Consider the following 22,884-nt stretch of genomic DNA (forward strand, 5'->3'; position numbering starts at 1 on the left):
CTATGCCGAGGTGACGATCACCTCGCCGAACCGTGCGGTACCGAGGGCCTGGGGGTTGCGGGAGCAGACCACCAGGCCCACGTGGTAGGGAGCGTCACCGAAGCCGGGGATCGAGCCCTCGGCGAGGGGGGTCCAGGTGACGCCGTCGTCGGTGGAGACAAGGGCGGCGAATACGGTTCCCGTGCGTTTCAGCCGCAAGAGGAGAGGGAGCTGGACGGCGGTCGTGCCGGTGAAGGCGGAGGCACCGGCCACCGTGGGCCGCAGCATGAGCTGCGCGGTCGTGCCGCCGGTGACGATCAGACCCGCCGCCTGGTCGAACGGCGACAAGGATTTGGTCATCAGCAGACCGACGCGGTCGGCGGCCGCCCCCTCGCGGGAGAGCAGCCGCGCGGTGATCTCGCCGTCCGAGGACAAGCTGCGCCGCACGAACTGCCCGGTCATGCCTTGCGAGTTGACGTTGAGGTCGGCGCCCGATCCGCGTACGACGAAGGTCCCGTGGTCGTACGCCGCGTCGCCAGGCGTGAGAACGGCCACGGCACCCAAGGTTCCGTAGTCGCGCGGATCGATGACCACGTCGCCGAGATCGCCATGCGTCCAGGGCGACGGAAGCGGCTCGGCTTCGAAGCGCGCCGCCTGGCCGGCGGCGGGAGAGAGGGAGGGCGCCACCGCACTGCTCGGTTTCGAACGGGGGCCCCTGCCCGCCGAGTTGGTTTTGGAGACGGCGTAGTGGTACGTCGACCCCGGGGTTCCGCTCACATCGGTGTAGCGCATGCGAGTACCGAATCCGACCGGACCGACGGCGGTCGCGATCTCCCTGTAGGGGCCCCGCGCCCGTGGTGCGCGCAACACCGTGTAGCGGGCGGAGAGGTCGGAGTCGGTCCACGTGAGCCGGACGCCGTCGGCGCCGGTGGCGGCGCTCAGGTCGGCCGCGGTGCGGGTGGGACGAGGCATGCGCCAGACGTCCACGCTCGCTCCGGTGACGCTGACGTTGTCGAAGGCGCCGGTGCCCGTCTCGGCGTACTCCTCGTCCACGCCGAGACAGGAGGTGAGAGCGAGGCCGGCGTATGCGATATGCGGCATATCGTCGACGTCCGTCGCGCCGACTACGGTCCATTGCACACCGTCTGCCGAAATGGAGCCTGTGCAGCGTCGGCCCTTCCGGGTCACCCGCACCCAGTACGGCGCCCGCAAGCGGTATCCGTCGCCCGCGCCTTCGACGTAAGGGGCCTCGATCGGGGTCGCGGACTCGGGCAGCGCACCGAGGTCGGAGATCGGGAAGGAGGCCTTGGTGGTGATCGCCTCGCGCTGGGACGGAGGCACGGGGGTGCTCCCGGTCGCCGAGACGGGCACCCCGGCGCTCGGCCGTACGGTCCACACGCCGCTCCAGGCATGCAGCGGCAGTCCCTGGATCAGTATCGAGGCGTGCGCAGCGTCCGGGGCCAGGGAGGCGCGCAGGGTGACGCCGATCTTGGAGTACTGGGAGCTGAGCGGCCAGACGATCCGGGCGGTGACCGAACCGTCGCCCTGCAGCGGAAGGTGCACGAGGCGGTAGGAGTCGGCGCCACCGGAAGCCTCCAGCAGGAACCGCTCACCGTCGAAGGCGGCCGAGCCCGGGATCGCGACAGCGCCGACATCGGTCGTCGACCACGGCTCGGGCAGCCCGGCAGCAGCCCGGGCGACCATCGAACTCCCGCTGAGACCGAGCGAGTTGACCGCCATGACCGTGTAGTAGTACGTGCGCCCGCCGAGCACGCCGGTGTCTGTGTACGCGGGTTCGTGGACGTCGGCCGCGAGCCGCGTGAAGGGGCCCTCGGGGGCGGTGCCGCGCAGCACCGTGTAGCTGGTCGCCCAGGCGGACGGCAGCCACGACACCGCGACGGCCCGCTCCTCCCCCATGGCCGTGACCCCGGCCGGAGATGCCGGAACGGTCGGGGCCGGGGTGGTCGCGCCCGCGTAGGCGAAGGTTCCCCAACTCGGCAGATCGTCGTTACCGCCCTCGACGACTCGTGTGCCGCCGGTGCCGCGGAAGAGCGCCGCCCGTGCGTAAGGCGCTTCCAGGCCTCGGACTCCGGCGTAGTGCGCGTAGTACATCTCGTAGATCGGAGGCAGGGTGCCACGTCCTGTGGCGGAAACCGTCTTCTTGATGTACTTGCCCGTGCGGTCGAGGTCAGGGATGAAAGGGACGTCGCCCCCGAGGTTGTAGCGGGCCGCGTACTCGGCGCCGGCGAGAATGCGGTTACCGTCGTGGCTCCAGAGGTCGACGCCCTGGTTCCACGCGACCTGGGCGGCATCGCCCATGAGACCCACCGCGAGTTGCTCGTGGCCTTGGTCGCGACCGCTCTCCTGCCCCTGTCCGCTCGCCGTGACGATGCGGTGGGTCACGCTGCCGTTTCCGGCGCCCGCCGCGGCGAAGCGCAGAGCGTCCTCGAAAAGGGTGCGCTGCTCACAGAACACGCCGATGGCGAGGATGGACTGAATTGCCGTCAGGTCCCAGTTGCCGTTGGCGTAGAGCATGTATCCGGAGACCGCCGGATACCAGACGTTCAGAAAGGATTCCTCGCAGCGGGAGATGTCCGAGCCGGCCCAACCGTCGTAGGCGGTATGGCGCAGCAGTTCGGCCGCGTTGGCGAACTTGAACACCTGTAGGCCGGCGCCGAGTGGTCCGTCCGCTCCCGTGATCATCGAGAGGGAGGCCGTCCAGGCGTTGATGATGTCGCGGGCCTTGTCGGCATGGGCGCGCTCTCCGGTGACAGCCCACAGCAGAGCGTTCTGATAGGCGGCGGCCGAGTCGGCGACCGCCTGGATCATGAAGTTGGCGGGGCCGCGCCCCCAGGAGGTGATCTGGCCGGTGTTCTGAATGGTGTATGCAGTCTGCGAGCGACTGTGTGCGGCGAGCGCGAGATAGCCGTCGTAGACAGGCGACTGTCTGCCGTCGACCGCGGACTTCATACGCGCGAGGTCGGCGGCACTGTGCAGCAGACCGGGGTGAGTGAAGGCGAATGCGGATCCGACGCCTGTCGTACCCGCTTCCGCCGCCCTGGCCGTGGGCGCGAACACCGTTCTCGTGCCCGCGGCGAGCAGCAATGCCGTGGACGACTTGAGCAGACCGCGGCGGCTGACGTCGCTCACTGCGCGACCGCCTCCGCCTCGGCGGTGGTGAGGAACTTGAGGCCCAGCACATGCTCGTTGTAGAACCACTGCATGGCGTCGGTGGTGTAGTACCAACTGGGCTTCTTCATCGAGTCGGCGATGACCTGCCCGTTGATCACCAGGTTCTCGAAGGTGACGTTCTTGATGGCGTGCTCGGCGTCGTAGCCGAGGAACAACGACGGACTGGCGTGAGTGCCGCGGTAGCTGAGGTTCTTGACGTACACGTCTTCGATGCCGCGCCCCACCGAGGTGTTGTATTTCGTGTTGTACATGATCCGCATGTGGATGACCTGGCCCCAGCGGAAGTCCTCGATCCGCACGTCTTCGATGCGAACGCTCTTGATGAGGTTGCAGTCACCGGGGTTGAGGGCGATACACCCCTGATATCCCATCTGCGGCTCACGGTGGTCGAGGATGTCGAGGTTTTTGATGACGAGGTTCTCGATCATCTCGGGGGCATCGGTGTTGCCGTGGGTGCCTACGTTGATGGGATGAGCGACATCGGCCCAGAGCGTGCAGTTCTGGATGGTGATGTCGCGCGTGTCGCCGTAGTAGTCCCAGCGGTGCGCGTAGATGGCGAAGCAGTCGTCGGAGTTGCGCATGAAACAGCCGTCGAAAACGATGCCGGTCGAGGAGAAGACGTCGAAACCGTCTCCATTGCCCTTCGAGCTGAAGGAACGGGCCTTCTTGACATGGATGTTCTCGCTCTCCCCGAACGTGCCGGCGTAGCCGTTGGGGTTCATGATGATGACGTCCTGGACGCGGATGTTCTTGCTGCCCTCGCAGAGGATCCCGCCGGGGCCGGCGTAGAGCATGCCGTGGCCGGTGAGTGCGGCCTTCTCGACGTCCTTGAAGAAGACCTGCGCGGTGAGGACGGCGCCTCCGGCGAGGTAGACGGTCTTGCCGCTGGGCACGGTGAGGACGTTGCCGGTGATCGTGTGCACGCCCGGGCCGAAATAGATGACGTCGGGATCGTCCGCGCAGGGCGGCTGCGGGTCGATGCGGTTGGTGATGACATGCAGGCAGTCGAAGATCTCCTCATTGATCTGCACGACGACATCGCGCGGCTCGTCGAGGGTGAACCGCATGGTGTCTCCGAGGAGTTCGGGCGCGATGCCCAGCGCGTCCGGCCGCACTCTGGCCTTGGTGACGCCGCCCTTGAGATAGACGACCTCCAGCTCCACCGAGCCGCGGAAGTCGAAGTACACCATCGAGGTGTTGTAGACCTTGCCGGAGCCGGTGGTGGCGTTGATCTCCTCCAGCTGAGGCCGGTAGATGTCGAGGAGTTGCCACTCGCCGTCAGGGGCCTTACGCACTCGGACCTTGAAGCTGGTGTTCGTCGGCAGCGCGGCCGGTCGGGGGTAGGTGATCAGCTTGGAGGCCGAGTTGTGGTCGTCCGCGTGAGCCGCCGTGGCCGTGAGGCCCCCGGACAGACCGGCGGCGAACACGGTGGCGCCGGCCGCCTGAAGGGCGGTGCGACGGGACAGGGGCGCGTTCATGCATGACTCCTTGCAACGGTTGGTGAGGGAATACCGCGCGAGGCGGAAAGTTCGCACTGCTCGAGGCCGGACGTCGACCCGGCTACGAAGCCGCGCTGAGCCACGAAGGTGACCAGCAGGACGGGCACGACGTACGTCATCCAGGCGGCGATGAGGTCGGTGACGGGTGGGGCAGGCGCGTTGACGTAGGCGGCCATGAGCGACGCGGCGGGCGTGGCCGACCAGTGAAAAGCGGGAGTCCGACCCGCCTGCCCCGTCCGCTCGACGCTTGCGGCGCACACCCGGTGAGCCCCGCCCTGTCGACCCCTGCGCCGTCTGCGCCGTCGACCACCAGAGAACGGAAGTGTCGGCGGCTGGTAGGCGTGCCGGCGTGGAAGCGCATGGGGGCCTCGACTTCTGTTTCGGAAAGGCAGGAGCGTTCTGGACCAGGTGAGCACGAGCGCTTCGGTCGCCGGAAGGCGCGGCAGTAACAGGTAGGAACCGGTTGCCATTAAGGGGTGGCCAGAGCTTCTTCCGCTCCCGGGAGCCCGTCAAGGGGCCCCGTAGATTTTCGAAAACTCTGTGCACGGCCCAGACAGACCACCGCCGGCGGACAGGTGCCTCGGTTGCAGCGGGACGGCAGGCCCCTGAGCTGCATGGATCGGAGCGCCCGCATTGAGGAAGGCCCCGGCACCGGACGATCGAGCCGTGCCACCGCGACGATCGACCCGAGGGCGCCACTTTCGACAAGGCCGCCACAACCGGTTGTGACCTCACCCGTGCACCGAACATCCCTCACACGGCTCACGGCCCGCTGACCTCACCTCTTTCGGAAACAGACCGCACCCGCCCTCGTGGCCGGCCAAGCGGATCTCCGTTCCTCCTCAACAACCCTTCTGAGGTGACTACTTGCCGGGGATCCGTCCGAAAGGTTTCCGCTCCCGCCGGCCCCGACCGATTGACCCTGCCTCTGCGCCAGATCTACGGTAGAAGGCGTTTTCAGAAAACGTTTCCCACGCGCCTCAGGAGAGTCATGCCCAGCGCCCAGCTGCCCAGGGCCGTGTTCGCCATGGATCCGGTGCACCTTCCCCTGCTGTTTCCCCCGCCCCTCATGGCCCGGCTGCGGCGGACGGCCGATATCGATCCTGCGCTCGTCGTCAGGGATTTCTCCGATCCCGCGGCGGCGTCGGCGCTGACCGACGCCGAAATCCTGATCACCGGCTGGGGCTGCCCCCGCCTCGATACGGGCATCCTCGACTCGACACCTCGGCTCCGTACGGTCCTGCATGCCGCCGGCTCGGTGCGCTCCCTGGTCGGAGAGGCGTTGTGGGCCCGAGGGGTGACCGTCTCCAGCGCCGTGACCGGCAACGCCGTCCCGGTCGCCGAATACACCCTCGCGATGATCCTTCTCGCCGGGAAGGACGCCTTCGTCCACCGTGAGCGCTTCCGCCGTACCCAGGCCCAGCCGACCCCCGCCGAGACCGCGGCCACCGGCAACCTCGGCCGCCGGATAGGTGTCATCGGCGCCTCTCGTGTGGGGCGCCGTCTCCTGGAGCTGCTGCGCCCGTTCGACTTCGAGGTCCTCCTGCACGATCCGTATGTGGAGGCGTCGGAGGCCGCCGCGCTCGGGGCGCGGCTGCTCTCCCTGGAGGATCTTCTGCGGCACAGCGACATCGTCAGCCTGCACGCGCCCGACATCCCCGAGACCCGTCACATGCTCGACCGTGCCCGCCTCGCCCTGGTCCGTGACGGCGGCGTGCTGATCAACACCTCGCGAGGCGCCCTCGTCGACCACTCCGCCCTCACCGACGAGTTGGTCTCCGGTCGACTGCATGCGGTACTCGACGTCACCGAGCCCGAACCGCTGCCGGCGGGCTCCCCCCTGTACCGGTTGCCGAACGTGTTCCTCACCCCGCACATCGCCGGCTCCCTCGGAAACGAGCTGGAACGGCTCGGCCGCATCGTCGTCGAGGAGCTGGAACGGCTGGCCGACGCACTTCCCCTCGGCCATGAGGTACGGCACGCCGACCTGGCCCGGGTGGCGTGATGTACAGGTCCGAGCCGTTGTCGACCCCGCCGGGCGCGGCGGCGGCCGAGGTTGTCCACAGGCCGGTCCGAGCCGTGAACCATTGGGATACGGTTCCGGCACCGACGGGGGGCCGGGCCCCGGCCGTGCCTTGATCAGGCAAGGGCTGTGTCCGCGACCGTGGCCTCCATGGCGTCCTCGTCGGCGCCCACGAACAGTGAAGGAGCCGCAACGTGAGTCAGCGCAGGACGACGGGTGACGCCGGCCGGGCGACCATACGGGATGTGGCGGAACGCGCGGGCGTGTCCGTAGCAAGCGTTTCCCGCGTGTTGTCGGGCAACTATCCGGTCTCCGAGGAACTACGGCGCCGCGTGATGAAGGTCGTCCGCGACCTGGACTACGTCACCAACGCGCACGCCCGCTCCCTGGCCGGTGGTGGTACGCCGACGGTGGCGATACTGATCAACAACATCACCGGCGCCGCGTTCGCCCACGTGGCAAAGGGCGTCGAGGGTGCGGCCACCCTGCGCGGCTGGATGTCGCTGGTCGGCACCACGGGCGACGACCCCGAACGCGAACTCACCCTCGTCAACCTGATGCGCCAGCAGGGCGCCGACGCGGTGGTCCTGCTCGGCGGGGCCTACGACTACGACGAGTACCAGCTGCGGATGGCTCGCTTCGCCCGCTCGCTGGACGCGGCCGGCTCGCATCTGGTCCTGGTCGGCAGGCCACCGCTGGAGGGGGACGTCCCGGCCACGACGATCGACTACGACAACGAGTCCGGCGCCTACGCCATGGCCAGCCACCTGCTCTCGGCCGGTCACCGGCGGGTCCTGGTCCTGCCCGGCCCTGCGGAGCTCACCACCGCCCAGGGCAGGCTGGAGGGGGCCCGACGGGCCTTCGAGGCATACGGGGTGCCGTTCGACCAGGGGCTGGTCCGGCACGGTCCGTACGACGACGAGCACGGGTACGCCGCCGTGCAGGCGGCTCTTCACGAGACGCCCGACTTCACCGGCGTGCTCGCCGGCACCGACATCGTCGCGGCGGGAGCCATGCAGGCACTGCGCGGAGCAGGTCTGCGGGTGCCGGACGATGTCTCGATCACGGGTTACGACGACATCCCCCTGGCGTCCCAGCTCACCCCCCAACTGACCACGGTGCACGTGCCCTACGAGGAGATGGGCCGGGTCGCCCTGCGTGCGGTGGCCGATCGGAGGCAGAGGCTCGGGGGCGGCCCCCGACGTAAGAGCGGGGAAGCCGAGCACCTGATCCTGGGCACCCACGTCGTCGTACGGGACTCGGTGCGGCCGCCGAAGCGACACCCGTGAGCCTCGACGTCGCCAGGGACCCGCTCATCGATCTGTTTTCGTAAACGGTTTCTCAGTATCTTCCACGGTGTGCGGGCCTCTCCGGGGGCTCTGCCACTCTCCTCCCAGCACCGCCGGACATCGCATCTGACCTGCTTCTCTACAAGCCATCAAGGGCGCGCCCGGCCCACCGTACGACGCCGCACGGCGTCCTACCGGCCCAATAATTTCCTGCACGCCCCTTGATACTGGCGAATCCCCCGGCCTACCGTCACAGCAACCGGTTTCTACAACTTCTGCTTCGCCGACGTCGTCCGGCTTCCAGCCGCCGTTCCCGGCCAGTACCGAGCCGCTGTTCTCTCGTTCCGAGACGCCTACTTTCCGAAGGATCACGGTCAGATGAACTCCACCAGCCCCCGGAGAAGGTTCGCCCGCGCCACCGTGGCGGGTATCGCGCTGACAGGTCTGCTCTCCGCCTGTGGTGGGTCGGGCGACGGGGACGCCTCGGCGTCCGGCCCGGTCACCCTCCCCTTCTGGGGCTGGGCGAACGGGCAGGAAGCGGTCGTCAAGGCGTTCAACGCCTCCCACAAGGGCATTCAGCTGAAGTACACCAAGGTCACCGACCAGTTGACCATGCAGAAGCAGCTGACCAACGCGGTCAAGGCCGGCAACGGGCCCTGCCTCGTGCAGAACACCGCCGAGTACGTGACCAGTTGGGTGTCGCAAGACGCGCTCGCCGACATCACGAAGTACGTCGAGCCGAGCAAGGACAAGTTCAACGCCGGTTCCTGGGCTGCCGGACAGGTGCAGGGCAAGGTCTACGGCGTGCCCACCAGTTCGGCGCCGGCCTTCACGATCTACCGCACGGACGTCTTCGCCGAGTACGGCCTGAAGGCGCCTACCACCTGGGACGAGTTCATAGCCGCCGGCAAGACGCTGGCGAAGCACGGCGTCAAGATCACGAACTACGCCGGCGAGGATCCCAGCACTCTCGAAGTGCTGGCCATGCAGGCCGGCGCCCACTGGTACGGAATCGACGGAAACTCCTGGAAGGTGAATTTCCAGGACGAGGGCACGCTCAAGGCCGCGAAGGTGATCCAGGAGATCGTCGACAACGACCTCAACTCGACGCTGTCCTTCGCCGACTACGCGGCCGTCCAGCGCAACTACGACAACGGCGGCACCGCGACCCGCCAGATCTCCACCTGGCAGATGGCCGGAATGGTGCAGAACTTCACCAAGTCCTTCGGCAAGTGGGCCCTCTCGCCGTGGCCGACGTTCGCCGGTGAGGCGGCCAAGACCCCCGCGGGCACCAACCAGAGCGGCGGCCTGACCCTGGTGACCAAGCAGTGCAAGAACCAGCGGCAGGCGGCCGAGGCCGCGCTGTGGATGTCCACCGACACCGGCGCGGTCAAGACGATGGCGAGCCCGACCACGGGCAACGGTGTGATGCCGGCGCTGGCCGACAGCGACACCTATGTCGGCGAGGCGATCTCCGACAAGCTGCTCGGGGCGAACTACGAACCGGCCCAGCAGATCGTGAAAAACAGCCTGAACACGGTTACCACCGACTGGACCTTCGGACCGGACTGGACGGCGATGTTCACCGAGATGCAGGCCGGATGGGCCAAGGTCGTGAACAAGGACCAGAAGGTCACCGATCTGCTCGCTCACATGCAGGAGTGGACGGTCAACGACCTGAAGTCCCGCGGCATCAGCGTCGAGGGCTGAGGCGCGACCGATGATTCAATCCCTGCGCTGGAAGGGCGCCGCGTTCACGGTGCCCTTCCAGCTCGGCTTCGTGTTCCTGTATCTGGTACCGATCGGTTACGCCGTCTACCAGTCGCTGTTCCGCACCCAGCAGTCCGGGCTCGGTCTCGGCGGGGCCTCGGAGAGGTTCTCCGGCTTGGACAACTACCAACGGGGGCTGAGCGATGCGGCATTCACCGGATCCATCCTGCGTGTGGTGCTGTTCGCCTGTGTGCAGATTCCGGTGATGCTCTTCGTCAGTCTGTTGCTGGCGCTGCTGCTGGACGCGCTCGGCTCGCGGGCGGCGAGCCGGTTCCGGATCGTGTTGCTGGTCCCATACATGATCCCTGGGGTGGTCGCCGCCCTCGTGTGGATCAACCTGTACAGCCCGGACGTCGGTCCGCTCACGCCACTGGGCAAGCTGTTCGGCGCCGACTGGAACTTCTTCTCGCCGTCCATGGTCTGGCCGTCCATCGGCAACCTGCTCACCTGGCACGGCATCGGCTACAACATGGTGATCATCTACTCGGCGCTCCAGGCCGTTCCACGCGATCTGTTCGAGGCCGCGCGGTTGGACGGGGCCTCGGAGGTGAGGATCGCTCGCAGTATCAAAGTGCCATACGTACGAGGGGCGTTGGTGCTGACCGGGCTTCTGTCCGTCATCCAGATGCTGCAGATCTTCAATGAGCCCGCGCTGTTTCGCAACGTCACTCCGCAGACCGTGAACGACGGTTTCACCCCGATCATGATCATCTACAACCAGGCGTTCAACGCCGGTAACTACCACTACGCCGCGGCCCTGTCGGTACTGCTCGCGCTGATCCTGGGCGTCGCCTCCTTCCTCTTCTACCGGTTGACTTCGAGGGAGGCCGACTGATGACGCTCACCGAAGACCGCGCGCGGAAGAACTCGACGCCGGCGGTGCGCCGGCGTACGGACCCCGACCCCGCCTCCCGCTCTCAGGGCGGCCAGCGGTTCCTTCTCCTGGGACTGGTCCTGGCAAGCGCCTACAGTCTGTTCCCGGTCTGGTGGCTGATCGTCGCCGCCACCAAGAACCGCACCGGGCTCTATCAGAGCAACGGCCTGTGGTTCTCCGGCATGCATCTGTGGAACAACCTGCATCAGTTGTTCACCTACCAGGACGGCATTTTCCTCCGCTGGACAGCCAACTCGCTGCTGTACGCGGGAGTCGGCTCTCTCGGCGGCACCGTCGTCGCGCTCGCAACCGGTTACGGGCTGGCCCGCTTCGATTTTCCGGGTCGCGCCGTGGTCTTCGCCTGCGTGGTGGGCTCGTTCCTGATCCCGATCGCCCTCCTCACGCTGCCGCTGTATCTGCTGTTCTCGGATATCGGCCTGGTCGACACGCCCTGGGCGATGCTGATCCCCTGCCTGATCAATCCGTTCAGCGTGTATCTCGCCAAGGTGTACACCGAGGCGACGATCCCGTTCGAACTCCTCGAGGCGGCCCGTCTCGACGGAGCGGGTGAACTGCGCATCTTCGTGAGCATCGTGCTGCGCATGATGACCACGGGCGGTGCGACCGTGTTTCTGCTGGCCTTCGTCAACACCTGGAACGCCTTCTTCCTGCCGCTGACCGTGCTGCGCGGCGAGGAGAACTGGACGCTCAACATCGGCCTCTACAACTGGAGCGGCAAGCGCCTGGAATCCGGGGTCGACCTCACGAGCCTGGTCCTGACCGGCGCGCTGCTGTCCATCGTGCCGATGGCGATCATGATGGTCGCGATGCGTCGCTACTGGCGGACCGGTGTCACGCTGGGGGCGCTGAAGTGACCGTCCTGCACAATCCCGTGATCCGCGGTTTCGCTCCCGACCCCTCCCTGATCCGGGTCGGCGACTGGTACTACGTGGCGACCAGTTCCTTCGAATGGTTCCCGACGATCCCGATCCACCGGTCACGTGACCTGGCGCACTGGGAGTACGCGGGGCACGTCCGAGGAGCCGCGCCAGGAGGGACGCTGGCCGGCGTGCCCGACTCGGGCGGCATCTGGGCGCCGTCGCTGAGCTGGGACGGTGAGCGCTTCTGGGTGGTCTACACGGTCGTACGTTCCGTCGGCACGCCGTACTTCGACCAGGACACCTACGTCACCACGGCCGACGACGTGCGGGGCCCCTGGACTCCGCCGCGCCGCATCGCCGGTCACGGCTTCGACCCCGCCCTCTTCCACGAGGAGGGCCGTCTCTGGCTGCTCAACCTCCAGAACGATCACCGCCCCGGCGGAGCGCGCTTCGCGGGTATCGTCCTGACGGAACTGGAGCGCGGCACCCTCGTCCCCCTCGGCGTCACCCACCTCCTGTTGCAGCATGAACAGCTCATCGAGGGACCGAAGTTGCTGGCCCATGGTGGGTGGTACCACCTGGTCCTCGCCGAGGGTGGAACCGGTTTCGAGCACGGCGTCCGTACGGCCCGCAGCCGTACTCTCACCGGGCACTACGTACTCGACGATCGCCCGTTGCTCACGTCACGCGACGATCCACGGCTGCCACTGCAGAAGGCGGGCCACGCCGAGCTGGTGGAGACGCCGAACGGCGAGTGGTTTCTGAGCCACCTCACGGCCCGCCCCCTCGACACGGAAAGCGGTCCCCGCTGCACCCTCGGCAGGGAAACCGCCATCCAGGCGGTGACCTGGAACGCGGAGGGCAGACCTCGTCTGCGTCAGGGCGGTTGGCATCCGGCGGTCGACGTCGAGGTTCCCCGGAGTTCCGGCGAAGTCAGCCAACCACCGCCTGCTCAGGACGTGTTGGGCTGGCCATGGAGCACGCTGCGCGAACCCCCGGACCCCTCCTGGGCGGATCTCGTCTCCCGACCCGGCTGGATCCGCCTGCGCGGTCGGCACGGGCCGGAGTCGCGTTGGGGACAGAGCCTGCTCGCGCAACGCCTCACCGAGCACCGCTCCACCGCACAAGTCACCCTGCAGGCAGGGCCGTCGACCTTCACCCAGGCAGCTGGGCTCATCCTTCGCTACGACGCGGAGGCGTACCTCTCCCTCGATCTGACGTGGGCGGAACCTGCCGCCGAACCGCAGCGCGGTCAACAGTGGCGCGGTGGGGGACGGACCGTGCTCAGTCTGGTGGAGCGCGACGAGAAGGGCGCACGGCAGGCGGCGGTCGTGGACGTCGACGCGAACGTGCCGATCACGCTGGGTGTGACGGTCGTGAGGACGGAGGCGCGGTTCTGGTACGTGCGCGAGGGTGTTCGCGCTTCGGTCGGTCCGGCGCTGGACGTAGGCCGGCTGTCGGACGATCACGGCGACCGGCTGCGTTTCACCGGAACCCTGGCCGGGATTCATGCCCGGGACCTGGTCGACGCGTCCTTCACCGCCGACTTCCGGGACTTCCGGCTGACCTGCGTGCCGGCATGAGAACACTGTCCTGTCCGGATGTCCCCACGCCGTTCCTGCCGGCGTGTGCCGGCCCGGTGCGCCCGTCGCCCCGGGTCGGGTCCCGGTTGACGATCAGCACGGGCTTCCCCGCCTCCCCCGGTCCGGCGCCCACTTCCTGTTTCAGGGCGGCCGCCCGTTGCCATCCGGGCCGCGCCACTCGTCCGGAGTGTTCCGAAAGTTCCGGCGTTCAAGATCCCGCGTTTTCCGGAGTCTTCACGTCACGCCGAGGCGCACCTAGGATAGCAAGCGCTTTCTGTGAGTCGTCTGTTTCCACGTCGGCTCCGAAAGGGCGCTGATCGAACTTTCGCTGGCCTTCGGGCGGGCCGGAGAGGTGGATCCCGATGGTGCGCACCGCGAGTGCGAGTGCAAGCGCGACGGCCGGGCCGACCCTGGCGGTCGTGGCCCGCGAGGCCGGGGTGTCGGTGCCGACCGCCTCCAAGGTGGTCAACGGCAGGGAGGATGTCGCCCCCGAGACCAGACGCCGGGTGATGGAGGCGCTGGACCGGCTGGGTTATGTCCGCAGACCGCGCTTCGACGCGACCAAGCCGCCCCGGCTGATCGACCTCGTGGTGCACTCGCTGGACAGCTCCTGGTCGGGCGCGGTGCTGCACGGCGTGGAGGAGGCGGCACACGAGGCGGGTCTGGACGTCGTCGTCTCGGCCGCCATGTCCCGCACCCGTGTCGGGCGCCCGCAGCGCGGCTGGTTGGACAAGCTGACGGTGCGTGGGTCGTCCGGAGTGCTCTTCAACCTGACGGAATTGACGCCCTCTCAGTACGCGTGGCTGGAGCAGCACCGCACCCCGTTCGTGCTGATCGACCCGGTGGTCGAGCCGCCGCCCGGGGTGGTGTCGGTGGGGGCGGCGAACTGGCAGGGCGGGGTGACGGCGACCGAGCACCTGCTGGCGCTCGGTCACGAACGCATCGCCGTGATCGCCGGCCCGCGCCGCAAGATGTGCAGCAGCGCCCGAGTTGCCGGCTACCGGTCGGCCCTGGCGTCGGCAGGGATCGCGTTCCGCCCCGAATACCTGCGCAACGGCGGCTTCGACGAGTCCGTCGCCCACCGGCGCATGGGTGAGCTGCTCGATCTGCCCCAACCGCCGACGGCCGTCTTCGTCTGCTCCGACCGCATGGCCCTGGGTGCCTATCTGGCTTTGGCGGAGCGGGGGTTGAGGGTCCCCGACGACGTCAGTGTGGTCGGTTTCGACGACTTGCCGGAGTCCCGGTGGACGACCCCCGCGCTCACCACCGTGCGCCAGCCGTTGGCGGAGATGGCAGCAACGGGGTTGCGGTTGTTGCTTCGGATGATGGACGGCGAGCGTCCGGAGGGTACGCGGACCGAGTTGTCGACACGGCTCGTGGAGCGGGCGAGCACGGCTCCACCGAGCCGGCGGGCAAGAACGTGAAACGGTGACCCTCCGGCGTTACTGATCGTTTTCCCGGCATGAAACTCAGCACGCGCACCGCAGTACTGTTCGTCGTCGCTTCGGCCGTCCTCATCACCGTCATGGGGACGGCCCAGGCCGTGACCTCCGGTCCCGTTCCTCGGGACACCACCGCCCGCGTCACCGTGACCGATCCTCGTGACGAGCCGGGCGACGGGCCCGAAGACGTGGAGTCGAACGAGGTCGGACGCCCTGACGTCGACGAGGACTGACGAACCGGCCGGCGATCCGTCGCCCGGGCCGTGGCGCTCACATGCGTCGGCATGTCACGGGCGACACGGCCGCGACCGGGTTCCGTGACGGCACGGCCTCGACCGGTCCCGGCCTTCGCCGGCACACTTGCTGTAACGCGTTTCCTCGCAATCGAGTAACTCACCTGGTGGCGGGCTCACCCGGGTGACCTGGGAGATCGTCGTAAGGGACAGCCGAAGGCCGGGTGTCACCATCACGGTGGCACCCGGCCGGTGATCTCCTCGCTCAGTCCTCGCCGCGGTCCGGCGCGCCGACCAACGCCTCCATCAGGTCGACGGCGCTTCCGTCGTGGTCGCTACCCGCGGTGCCGCTGCTGCCCTGCTGGACGTTGGCCGCTCGGTCGACCTCGAGGATCGAGTCGGCGTGCGAATTGTCGATCACGGTGATCAGGCTGCCCTCGGCGACCGCCGGCGTCGTGGCGGCGGCGCCCAGCAGAGCGACCGCCAGGACGGCCGCCGTCCTGAGTCGGGGAGCGACCGGGCTCACGCGATCACGCTCTCGGGCGCGGTACGCAGGCGCGCGATGTTGCGTTCCAACAACTCGGTCGAGGCCCGCACACCGACGCCGCTCGCCGCGTCCACCTCGGGGAGCCGGCCGTCGGCCCGCTTGAGGTCGACGAGCGCGGAGTCCATCGCCGCGTGCGCCGCGAAGAGACACGGCGTGCTGTAGATCGCGACGTTCACGCCCAGATCGGACAGCTCGCTCAGCGAGAGCCTGGGGGACTTGCCGCCGGCGATCTGGTTGAACAGCAGCGGCTTGTCTCCTACCACGTCACGGATCCGGCGGATCCACTCCACGGTGCGGACCCCGTCGACCAGGACCACGTCCGCGTCGGTGGCGGCCAGCATGCGGGCCCGCCGCAGGATGTCGTGCTCGTCGGTGGCGTCCGTACGGGCCACCACGACCAGGTCGCGCCGGGCGGCCAGCACCATCTCCAGTTTGGCCAGGTACTCGTCCAGCGGCAGCACCTGCTTGCCGTCGGCGTGCCCGCACCTGCGCGGCCGCTTCTGGTCCTCCAGGATCACGCCGGAGGCCCCGATGCGTTCGAGTCCCTCCACCACGTGGCAGGCGACCTCCGGATCGACGTACCCGTCGTCGATGTCCACCAGCAGGTGCTGCCGCGGGAACGCGCCCCGCAGCCGCTGGACGAACGCCACCATGTCCGGCCAGGCGATGAAACCGATGTCCGGCAGCCCGTAGTGCGAGGCCGCGAAGCCGAATCCCGAGACGAACATCCCGTCGTAGTGCTCCGCCGCGATCGATGCCGAGTACATGTCGTACACGCCGATCAGGGGGGTCGTTCCGGGGTCGGCGATCCGCTCCCGCAACTTGTTCCCGTAAGTCACCGTCCGGCTCCTCCAATGGAGTCGAGGGGTCAACACACCAGATGCAAGAAAGCCGTTGCGACACAACAGCCCTTTGCGAAGACAAAAGGATCTCTATGTCGATGCGCGACTTTCCGCATGTGAAGGCTTTGCTCACCCCAATGGCGCAACCGGTTCACCGGAGAAACGTCACTGGTCCCGCAGCCGCGCCGCCCACGCGATGCCACCGCCGAGATGGGTACGGAAGTGAGGGTCGGCGTAGGCCTGGGAGGAGTGACCGAGGGCCGTGTAGAAAACGCGTCCCCGGCCTTGCTCACGGCACCAGACCAGCGGGTGGTCGGCTCCCATCCCGCCGCCGGTGTACGACGACTCGTCGGCGACGGCGAGAACCCGTACCCGCCCGCGCGGGTTGGCTCGGAAGTCGTACCACTCGTCGGTGAAGTTCCAGACGGTCGGCAGGGAACGGGTGGCGGGGTGGTCGTGGTCCTCGATCACCGCCTTGCCCGGCTGGAATTCCGGGTGGCGGGCGAAGCGGGCGCCGAGGAGCTCGCCGTAGTACGGCCAGTCGTACTCGGTACAGGCTGCCGCGTGCACCCCGACGAAACCGCCACCCGCCTCGACGAAGCCGGCGAGGCGTTCCCTCCCTGCCCGAGTCAGCACGTTGCCGCTGGTGGAGAGGAAGACCACGGCGGCGTACCCGTCCAGCGGCGCCTCCAGGGCGGCCGGGTCCTCGGTGTGGTCGACAGCGAACTCGCCCAACCCGCGAACGGCGGCGACGGCGTCCGGGATGGAGTCGTGCCGGTAATCGGTTGTGCGGGTGTACACGAGCAGGCGGGCGGTCATGGGGACGAGCCTAGGCGGGCGGGAGCATCGGCCCCAGCGAAATGATCAGGGCGAAAATTTCGGCGACGGGCGCTGTTGCGGAGCGGGTGGGACAGGAAGCGGGGGTGTAACCGGTTGGCCCGTGTTCGCCCGGCTTCCGCCGACCTGACGACGCGTCTTCCCGAGACTGCGGTTCAGCGAGTCCACCGCTTTCGTCCGGTTTCCGACACCGACCCGACGCCGACCGACGCCGGTCCCCCTCGGCCGTCATCGGTGTTCAGCCTGACGATCAGTGGCCGCGCGACGCATGCGGTGGGGAGGGCGCGGGTCTCCGGTAGAGCAGCACCTCGCACACCGGCCCGCCGCTCAGGCGTTCCATGGGCGCGGTCATTTCGGAGGCCGGGCGCGTAGGCTCGAGCGGGATGAACACCATTCCCGCACGCCTCGACCACATCGTCCTCGCAACGCCCGATCTGGCGGCGACGGTCGCCGAGTTCACCCGGCGCACGGGAGTGGTTCCGGCACCGGGAGGAGTGCATGTCGGGCTCGGCACCCGCAACCACCTGGTCGACCTGGGGCACCGCGCGTACCTGGAGATCATCGGCCCGGATCCGGAACAGCCCGCGCCGTCCGGCCCACGCCCCTTCGGCGTGGACGCGCTCGCCTCCGCACGGACGATCACCTGGGCCATCAGCCCGCCCGACCTGGACGCGACGGTCGCGAACGTCCGCGCCCGGGGCTACGACACCGGTGATGTACGGGAGATGAGCCGACGTCGTCCCGACGGGACCCTCCTTCGATGGCGGCTGACCGACGGCGGCTCCCCGCATCCGTCCGGCCTGGTCCCCTTCCTCATCGACTGGGGTGGCAGCATCCACCCCTCCGCCTCCGGCCTGCCCGTCAGTCCCTTGCTGGAACTGACGGCCACCGCTCCCGACCCCGAGGAGATCCGCCCCCTGCTCGGCGCCCTCGGCACCGACCTCGCCCTGGCCGAGGGCCCGGCGGGGTTCTCGTTCACCCTGGACACACCCAACGGGCCGGTGACCTTCAGCTGACCCTGGAAGCACTGCCCGCCCAGGCCGGCGTATCTCGGCGCGCTCTCGTGGTCGGCGGCCGACGGTGATCGGTGGCAACGCAACGCTCAGTCGGGCCGGTGCAGCCCATCGTCCCGTCGTCCCTTCCCGTCGTCCAGTCGTCCCGTTCCGTGAGCCCGTCGGGACGGGGCCGGCCGTCGTGTCCGCACGGTCCGGCTTCCGCGCACCGGCTCCATCCAGGTGTACGGAAAGGTTTTCCGAGGGCGTGTCCGTTTCTTTCAAGACCGGTTGCGGCAGCGCTGCCTACCGTTACCGCATGAGTCCACGATTCGATGCCATCGGCCTGGTCGTCTCCGACATGGCCGCGTCCGTCTCCTTCTATCGCCGGCTCGGCTTCGTCTTCCCCGAGGGGGCCGAGCACGAGCCGCACACCGAGGCCGAACTACCCGGTGGGCTAAGGCTGTTGTTGGACACCGAGGACACAGTCCGCTCGTTCAACCCGGGGTGGCAGGCACCGTCCGGGGGTGGCCGGACCTCACTCGCGCTGCGCTGTGACACACCGGGTGAGGTCGACACCGTGTACGAGATGTTGCTGGGCGCCGGCCACCGAGGCGACCTGAAACCGTGGGACGCGTTCTGGGGCCAGCGCTATGCCGTAGTACTCGACCCCGACGGCAACGGCGTCGACCTGTTCGCACCGCTCCCCCACTGACCGCCGCCTGCTCGCAGCAGCCCTCCCGACGCAGCAGGGCTCTCGACGCACAGGGCTCAATGCAGCAGGGCGCCCAGCGTGAGGCCGGTGAACTCCTTCACATCCCGGGAGAGATGGGCTTGGTCGGCGTAACCGGTCCGGTTCGCCGTGTCCGCGTACGGCACGCCCCGCCGGGCCAGCGCGAGAGCACGTTGCAGGCGCAGGATCCGCGCCAGCGTCTTGGGGCCGTAGCCGAAGGAGGACAGCGCACGCCGGTGCAACTGACGTGCTCCGAGGCCGAGTTCGTCCGCCGTTTCGGCCACCGGCCGACCTGAGGCGAGAGCGGCGACCAATCGGCGCAGCGCCAGGTCCGGCGGCGCCGCCCGCTCCAGCGCCAGCTCCTCCAAGGCCACCGCCGGGTGCGCCGCCGCGGCTACCCGGCCGGTCAGGCGACGCACTTCCGACGCGGGCCACAGTTCGGCCAACTCGACACGGCGGTCGCGCAGTTCATGAGCCGGCACACCGAGCAGCGCGGGCGCGGTGCCGGGGAACAGGCGGATGCCCGCCCAGGTGATGGGCGGGCCGTCTGGCACATGTGCGTGGGTGTCCGGTCCGGCCACCAGCAGTCTGTCCTCGCGCCACAGCAGGTCCATACAGCCGTCGGGGAGCACGGGACGACGGGTGCCCGGTGCCAGGGACGGCGTGTTCGTCCACACCACCGCCCCGACCAGCCGGGAAGGCCACTCCTCGTACATGTACGACAGGCTACGCCGCGGGGTTCCGGGACGCCGGTACGGATCCGCACCGTCTCCTGTCCTGCTTCCGCCACCGCTCCGTACCTGGAGGGGGCCGCCGTACCCTGCGGTGTCGCCCCCTTCCGGTCTGTCCGGATGGGGCCGGAAACCGGATTCCCCCGCTGCCCAGCCGTCGCAGTGGCCCAGCAGCCCCACCGACCAGCTGCCCCCACCGACCATCCCCCTCCCCCGCGTGCCCTCCCTAGCCCGCCCGCGTCCGGTGTTCCTGCGGGCTGACGCCGTACACCCGCTTGAACGCGCTGGACAGGGCGAAAGCGCTTCCGTAACCGACCTGGCGGGCGATCGCACCGATCGTGTCCTCGGTGTCGCGCAGTCGGTCGGCGGCGAGGGCGAGGCGCCAGCCGGTGAGGTAGGTCATCGGCGGCTCGCCCACGAGGTCGCTGAAGCGACGCGCCATGGCCGCCCGGGAGACGCCCGCCTTCATGGCGAGGGACGCGACCGTCCACGGGTGCGCCGGGTCGTCCTGGACCAGCCGCAACACGCGGCCCACGACCGGGTCGGCCAACGCCCGGTACCAGGCCGGGGCCGCCGCTTCAGGACGGGAGAACCAGGCCCGCAGCGCGGCGATGACCAGGAGGTCCAGCATGCGGTCCAGGACGACCTCCTGACCGGGCTCGTCGCGGACGATCTCCTCCATGAGCAGCGGGGTGAGCGGGCACTGCCAGACCTCGGAGGTGAGGGACAGCAGCGGGGGCAACGCGTCGAGCAACCGATTACTGATCTCGCCCTGCATGAGATACGTGCCGATCAGGACGACCGTGGAGCCTTCCAGCCGATCACCCCAGGTGCGTACTCCCAGGTCCATGGAGCCGTTCAGGAGGCGACCGTCGGGATAGGCGCACTGTCCGCCGGGGAGGATCAGCGCCTGGGGAGGCGTGCCGGGGGCGTCGGCGCAGGTGTACGGGGCGGGGCCGCGGGCGATGGCGAGATCGCCGGCTTGTAGGCGGACGGCCTCCCCGTCGTCCGGCACGATCCGGCCCTCGCCGCGCACCATGAGCATCACCGTCAGCGGGGCGCGGTCCTCGACCCGCACGGCCCACGGCGGGTCGAAGCAGGCGCGGATCATCAGGGCGCCACGCGCGCGTGGACCCTCCAGCAGGCCTGCGAGTACGTCCATGCGGTCAGCGTAGACGCGCGCTTATGGGAACGAGCCGTTCAGCGATGGGACCTTGCCGCGTACGGCAGTTGACTGAACGCATGACACAGAAGACGGCACAGCGGATGACGGTGGTGGTGACCGGCGCGACCGGTCGGACGGGCAGCAGGGTGGCACAGGCGGCCGAGACGGCCGGGCTGACGGTGCGGGCGGCCTCGCGAGGCCAGGGGTTCGACTGGTACGACGGTTCGACGTGGGCGGACGTGCTGCGCGGCGCGGACGCGGCGTACCTGGTGCATCCCTCGGATGTGGGGGCGCCGGACGCCGCCGACGCGGTGGGGCGGCTGGCCCGGGAGGCGGTCGCACTCGGGGTGCGGCGGCTGGCGCTGTTGTCGTCGCGGGGTGAGGAGCGGGCGCTGCCGACCGAGGAGGCGCTGCGGGCGTCGGGCGCCGACTGGACGGTCGTGCGGGCCGCATGGTTCGCGCAGAACTTGAGTGAGGGGCCGCTGGTGGAGGGGGCTGCGGCAGAGCGGGGAGCTGGTGTTCGCGGGCGGGGAGGCAGCGGAGCCCTTCGTCGATCTGCGGGATGTCGCCGATGTGGTGGTGAAAACGCTTACCCAGGGCGATCAGTACGTGGGCAGGACTCTGGAGGTGTCCGGGCCACGGCTGCTGACGTTTCGGGAAGCGGTTGCGGAGATCGGGCGGGCAGCCGGGCGTGAGCTGACGTACACGCCCGTCCCGGCCCGTCGGTACGGCGAGCGGTTGGCCGCGTTCGGGGTACCGCCGGAGGAAGTGGCGTTCCTGGTGGAGCTGTTCGAGTCGCTACTCGACGGTCGTAACGCCTATCTCTCGGACGGCGTCCGGCAGGTGCTCGGCCGCGAGCCGCGTGACTTCGCGGAGTTCGCGGCGGAGTCGGCCGGGGCGGACGTCTGGAAGGCGTAGCTTTCCTTCCGCGTTTCCGAGGGGCTCCGAGGGGCTCTGGGGACGCGACTTCCCCTCGGTTCGCCACCCGGGCTTCGCCACCCACCCGGAAAGTCATTTCCCGGGGGTTACTTCTCCGGGGGTTGTTCCGATCCGTTCCCGCTGTTTCCCCCGGGGCCCTTCGGGAAACTCTTCGCGTGCGTCCGGAAACGCCCCGTCACGTCCTCCGGCGGAAGGAAACGGGACCACCGCTCGGGAAACTCGGACGGCATGTCGGGATCGTCGGGGTCGTCGTCCTCGTGGGAGCGGATCGCCGCCATGCGAGCGACGTACTCCGCGGCCTCCTCCTCCCGGAGCCGTTCGTTGGCGGCACGGGCCGCGGCCGTCGCGGCGGCCGGCCAGACCCGGTCGATCGCGGCGTTGACGGCGGCGCCGACCAGCACGGCGAACGCGGACACACCGATCCACAGCAGTACGGCCACGGCGGCGGCGAGGGAGCCGTAGATGGTGGCGCCCTCGATCGTGTTCGTCAGGTAGATACGCAGCAGGAAACTGCCGAGCACCCACATGGCGAGAGCGACGAGCGCGCCGGGGACGTCCTCGATCCACGGCGAGCGCACGGGTACGGACACGTGGTAGAGCGTTGTCAGGAACGCGATGGACAGGACGATCACGACCGGCCAGTACAGGACCTGCACCACGGTGGTCGACCAGGGGACGACCCGCACCACCGCGTCCGGTCCGGCGACCATCAGCGGCAGCGCGACCGAGCCGATCAGCAGGGCCCCGACGAACAGCAGGAAGGCCACCAGCCGTGTCTTGACGATCCCGCGCACGCCGTCGAGGCCGTACATCACGGTGATGGTGTCGATGAAGACGTTCACCGCGCGTGAGCCCGACCAGAGCGCGAACAGGAAACCTATGGAGATGACGTCGGGGCGGCCGCCCTTCATCACGTCGTCGAGGATCGGCTGGGCGATCTGCCGGACGCCCTTGTCCGAGAGGACCGTGCGTGAGGCGTCGAGGAGGTTGGCCTCGAGACTGGTGATGGTGTCGGTACCGGTCCAGTCGTCGACGTAGCCGAGCAGGCCGATGAGGCTGAGCAGCAGCGGCGGCACGGACAGCAACGTGAAGAAAGCGGCTTCGGCGGCCAGACCGAGGATGCGGTACTCGACGCAGGTGTTGACGGTGTCCTTCAACAGCAGCCAGGCTGTCCGCCGCTTGGAAACGTTCCGGTAAAGGGCACGCGCCCGGTGGAGACGCCCGGTGGGGCTTCCGGGTTGCTCGGGTGACTGACTTCCTGGCTGCACGCCCTAAAGGTATCCGCCGTTCGGGGCTGCACTCACCTCCGGCAAGGCCGCTTCACCGGGTCGGG

Annotated in this window: 18 protein-coding genes and 1 pseudogene; 11 read left to right on the plus strand and 8 right to left on the minus strand. The window is 68.7% G+C overall.

What is annotated here, in order from left to right; translation table 11 throughout:
- Positions 1 to 3,129: an alginate lyase family protein gene (locus tag OG440_RS07795; RefSeq protein WP_406006099.1), complete on the minus strand. Its 3,129-nt coding sequence runs from the start codon at positions 3,127 to 3,129 to the stop codon at positions 1 to 3.
- The gene (locus OG440_RS07800; RefSeq protein WP_406006100.1) at positions 3,126 to 4,649 is read right to left on the minus strand and encodes a glycosyl hydrolase family 28 protein; all 1,524 of its coding nucleotides are present in this window, start codon (positions 4,647 to 4,649) and stop codon (positions 3,126 to 3,128) included. The genes OG440_RS07795 and OG440_RS07800 overlap by 4 nt, the downstream gene beginning before the upstream one ends.
- Positions 4,650 to 5,661: 1,012 nt before the next feature.
- Here OG440_RS07800 and OG440_RS07805 point away from each other — a divergent pair.
- The 8 genes from OG440_RS07805 (at position 5,662) to OG440_RS07840 (ending at position 14,765) form a co-directional block, all read left to right on the plus strand.
- A complete protein-coding gene (locus OG440_RS07805; RefSeq protein WP_406006101.1) occupies positions 5,662 to 6,675 on the plus strand; it encodes a hydroxyacid dehydrogenase in 1,014 nt (337 codons plus the stop codon).
- 212 nt (positions 6,676 to 6,887) lie between these two features.
- Positions 6,888 to 7,982: a LacI family DNA-binding transcriptional regulator gene (locus OG440_RS07810; RefSeq protein WP_406006102.1), complete on the plus strand. Its 1,095-nt coding sequence runs from the start codon at positions 6,888 to 6,890 to the stop codon at positions 7,980 to 7,982.
- A 378-nt stretch (positions 7,983 to 8,360) separates the two neighbouring features.
- Positions 8,361 to 9,692, plus strand: a complete 1,332-nt coding sequence (locus OG440_RS07815; RefSeq protein ID WP_406006103.1) for an ABC transporter substrate-binding protein — start codon at positions 8,361 to 8,363, stop codon at positions 9,690 to 9,692.
- Between the two features lie 10 nt (positions 9,693 to 9,702).
- Complete coding sequence (locus tag OG440_RS07820) at positions 9,703 to 10,587, plus strand: carbohydrate ABC transporter permease (RefSeq protein ID WP_406006104.1); 885 nt, start codon at positions 9,703 to 9,705, stop codon at positions 10,585 to 10,587.
- Complete coding sequence (locus tag OG440_RS07825; protein WP_406006105.1) at positions 10,587 to 11,501, plus strand: carbohydrate ABC transporter permease; 915 nt, start codon at positions 10,587 to 10,589, stop codon at positions 11,499 to 11,501. The genes OG440_RS07820 and OG440_RS07825 overlap by 1 nt, the downstream gene beginning before the upstream one ends.
- Entirely contained in the window at positions 11,498 to 13,090 is a 1,593-nt protein-coding gene (locus OG440_RS07830) for a family 43 glycosylhydrolase (protein WP_406006106.1), read from the plus strand. The genes OG440_RS07825 and OG440_RS07830 overlap by 4 nt, the downstream gene beginning before the upstream one ends.
- A 362-nt stretch (positions 13,091 to 13,452) precedes the next feature.
- On the plus strand, positions 13,453 to 14,514 hold the full coding sequence (locus OG440_RS07835) for a LacI family DNA-binding transcriptional regulator (RefSeq protein ID WP_406006107.1): 1,062 nt from the start codon (positions 13,453 to 13,455) through the stop codon (positions 14,512 to 14,514).
- Positions 14,515 to 14,552: 38 nt separating this feature from the next.
- The gene (locus tag OG440_RS07840; RefSeq protein ID WP_406006108.1) at positions 14,553 to 14,765 is read left to right on the plus strand and encodes a hypothetical protein; all 213 of its coding nucleotides are present in this window, start codon (positions 14,553 to 14,555) and stop codon (positions 14,763 to 14,765) included.
- Between the two features lie 265 nt (positions 14,766 to 15,030).
- Here OG440_RS07840 and OG440_RS07845 read toward each other — a convergent pair whose 3' ends face one another.
- From OG440_RS07845 to OG440_RS07855, 3 genes are all read right to left on the minus strand, one after another.
- Complete coding sequence (locus OG440_RS07845; protein WP_406006109.1) at positions 15,031 to 15,291, minus strand: hypothetical protein; 261 nt, start codon at positions 15,289 to 15,291, stop codon at positions 15,031 to 15,033.
- Entirely contained in the window at positions 15,288 to 16,151 is an 864-nt protein-coding gene (locus OG440_RS07850) for an oxaloacetate decarboxylase (protein WP_406006110.1), read from the minus strand. Before OG440_RS07850 ends, OG440_RS07845 begins: the two co-directional genes overlap by 4 nt.
- 168 nt (positions 16,152 to 16,319) lie before the next feature.
- Complete coding sequence (locus tag OG440_RS07855) at positions 16,320 to 16,973, minus strand: ThuA domain-containing protein (protein ID WP_406006111.1); 654 nt, start codon at positions 16,971 to 16,973, stop codon at positions 16,320 to 16,322.
- A gap of 401 nt (positions 16,974 to 17,374) precedes the next feature.
- Between OG440_RS07855 and OG440_RS07860 the strand changes: the two genes are divergently transcribed.
- Positions 17,375 to 18,007 (plus strand): VOC family protein, encoded by a 633-nt coding sequence (locus OG440_RS07860; RefSeq protein WP_406006112.1) that lies wholly within the window; start codon positions 17,375 to 17,377, stop codon positions 18,005 to 18,007.
- Between the two features lie 295 nt (positions 18,008 to 18,302).
- Positions 18,303 to 18,698 (plus strand): VOC family protein, encoded by a 396-nt coding sequence (locus tag OG440_RS07865; protein WP_406006113.1) that lies wholly within the window; start codon positions 18,303 to 18,305, stop codon positions 18,696 to 18,698.
- 56 nt (positions 18,699 to 18,754) lie between these two features.
- Here OG440_RS07865 and OG440_RS07870 read toward each other — a convergent pair whose 3' ends face one another.
- Entirely contained in the window at positions 18,755 to 19,432 is a 678-nt protein-coding gene (locus tag OG440_RS07870; protein ID WP_406006114.1) for a helix-turn-helix domain-containing protein, read from the minus strand.
- A gap of 241 nt (positions 19,433 to 19,673) precedes the next feature.
- Complete coding sequence (locus OG440_RS07875) at positions 19,674 to 20,609, minus strand: AraC family transcriptional regulator (RefSeq protein WP_406006115.1); 936 nt, start codon at positions 20,607 to 20,609, stop codon at positions 19,674 to 19,676.
- A gap of 80 nt (positions 20,610 to 20,689) precedes the next feature.
- Between OG440_RS07875 and OG440_RS07880 the strand changes: the two are divergent.
- Positions 20,690 to 21,530: pseudogene (locus OG440_RS07880) on the plus strand (NmrA family NAD(P)-binding protein).
- Between the two features lie 107 nt (positions 21,531 to 21,637).
- Here the strand turns inward: OG440_RS07880 and OG440_RS07885 are convergent.
- Positions 21,638 to 22,819 (minus strand): YihY/virulence factor BrkB family protein, encoded by a 1,182-nt coding sequence (locus OG440_RS07885; protein WP_406006116.1) that lies wholly within the window; start codon positions 22,817 to 22,819, stop codon positions 21,638 to 21,640.
- Positions 22,820 to 22,884: the final 65 nt, after the last annotated feature.

Source organism: Streptomyces sp. NBC_00637, from assembly GCF_045161545.1.
In the GTDB taxonomy this organism is placed as follows: domain Bacteria; phylum Actinomycetota; class Actinomycetes; order Streptomycetales; family Streptomycetaceae; genus Streptomyces.